Below are 1,535 nucleotides of genomic sequence, written 5' to 3'. Positions count from 1 at the left end.
GCGCTATTGGGAACCGCGCTCGCATACGGTGATCGCAAAGCCGCTCAATCCGAAATCCGATCTGCAGGAATGGATTGCCAAGACCAGCGATATCAGACCCGAGTATGTGATCGACAAGCGCGAGGGACCCGACCATCAGCCGGTCTTCACTGTATCCTTGCAGGTCCGCGGCTTTGCGCCGATAAGCGGCACCGGCGGCTCGCGCAGGGCGGCCGAAGAAGCGGCGGCTTCGGCATTTCTTGTGCGCGAAGGCGTTTGGGCCGCCGCATCGGCCCAAAAATCGGGGGGCTCGCGGCCCTCCAGTGAAGGGAGCGCGGCATGACCGCTACCGAAGAGCCGGCGACCACAGCCGCCGCCACGCATTCCGGCTTTGTCGCGCTGATCGGCGCGCCCAATGCGGGCAAGTCGACCTTGGTCAACCAATTGGTCGGCGCCAAGGTGTCGATTGTCACCCACAAGGTGCAGACGACCCGCGCCATCGTGCGCGGCATCGCCACGCATGACAATGCGCAAATCGTTTTCGTCGATACGCCCGGCATCTTCAAGCCGAAGCGGAGGCTCGACACGGCGATGGTGACCACCGCCTGGGGTGGGGCCAAGGACGCCGATATCGTACTGCTTCTGATCGACGCCGAGCGCGGCATCAGGGGCGACGCCGACGCCATCCTCGAACGGCTGAAGGATGTGCGCCAGCCGATGGTGCTGATCCTCAACAAGGTCGACCGCGTCAAGCACGAAGCGCTGCTGGCTCTGTCGGCGGCAGCGAACGAAAGGGTGCCGTTCAAGCGCACCTTCATGGTGTCGGCGCTGACCGGTTCCGGCTGCAAGGACGTGCTCGATTATCTGGCCGAGTCTCTGCCGGTCGGTCCCCGGTACTATCCGGAAGACCAGATCTCGGACCTGCCGATGCGCCAGCTCGCGGCCGAGATCACGCGCGAGAAGCTTTATCTCAGGCTGCATCAGGAATTGCCCTATTCCTCGCATATCGAGACCGAGAAATGGGAAGAGAAGCCGGACGGCTCGGTGCGCATCGACCAGACCATCTATGTCGAGCGCGACAGCCAGAAGAAGATCGTTCTCGGCCACAAGGGCGAGACCATCCGCGCCATCGGCCAGGCGGCGCGCATGGAGATAGCAGGCATCCTCGAACAGAAGGTGCACCTGTTCCTGTTCGTCAAGGTGCGCGAGAACTGGGGCGACGACCCCGAGCGCTACCGCGAAATGGGGCTCGAGTTTCCGCGCTAGGCTCGATGGTCAGCAAGCCGAACATCGACATAACGCTTGTCAGCCGATTGATCGCCACGCAATTTCCCAAGTGGAAGGATCTTCCGGTCAGGCCGGTTGCATCAGGCGGATGGGACAACAGGACCTTTCATCTGGGCGGCGAGATGACCGTGCGACTGCCAAGCGCCGCGGCCTATTCCCTGCAGGTGGAAAAGGAGCATCGCTGGCTGCCGAGGCTCGCACCTCTGCTGCCGCTGCCGATCCCGGTGCCGCTGGCGATGGGAGTTCCGGCCGAAAGCTATCCCTGGCAC

At 63.2% G+C, this 1,535-nt stretch carries 3 protein-coding genes; all 3 read left to right on the top strand.

Going from position 1 to position 1,535, the window contains the following annotated elements:
* A partial coding sequence (locus EN994_RS30805) for a putative dsRNA-binding protein (RefSeq protein WP_245466131.1) occupies positions 1-322 on the top strand: 322 nt, incomplete at its 5' end.
* Entirely contained in the window at positions 319-1,245 is a 927-nt protein-coding gene (gene era / locus EN994_RS30800; RefSeq protein WP_013532583.1) for a GTPase Era, read from the top strand. The genes EN994_RS30805 and era, both read left to right, overlap by 4 nt.
* Before the next feature lie 5 nt (positions 1,246-1,250).
* The coding region (locus EN994_RS30795) for a phosphotransferase (RefSeq protein ID WP_164746390.1) at positions 1,251-1,535 on the top strand (285 nt) is incomplete at its 3' end.

The sequence above is a fragment of the Mesorhizobium sp. M7A.F.Ca.CA.002.09.1.1 genome (genome assembly GCF_003998555.1).
Taxonomy (GTDB): domain Bacteria; phylum Pseudomonadota; class Alphaproteobacteria; order Rhizobiales; family Rhizobiaceae; genus Mesorhizobium; species Mesorhizobium ciceri.
Note: the sequence above shows the minus strand (reverse complement) of the source record. Positions and strands in the feature narration are given on the sequence as shown.

Excerpts from the sequence above, each read along its gene's own strand:
- era (WP_013532583.1), top strand. The coding sequence starts at position 319 with ATGACCGCTACCGAAGAGCCGGCGACCACAGCCGCCGCCACGCATTCC.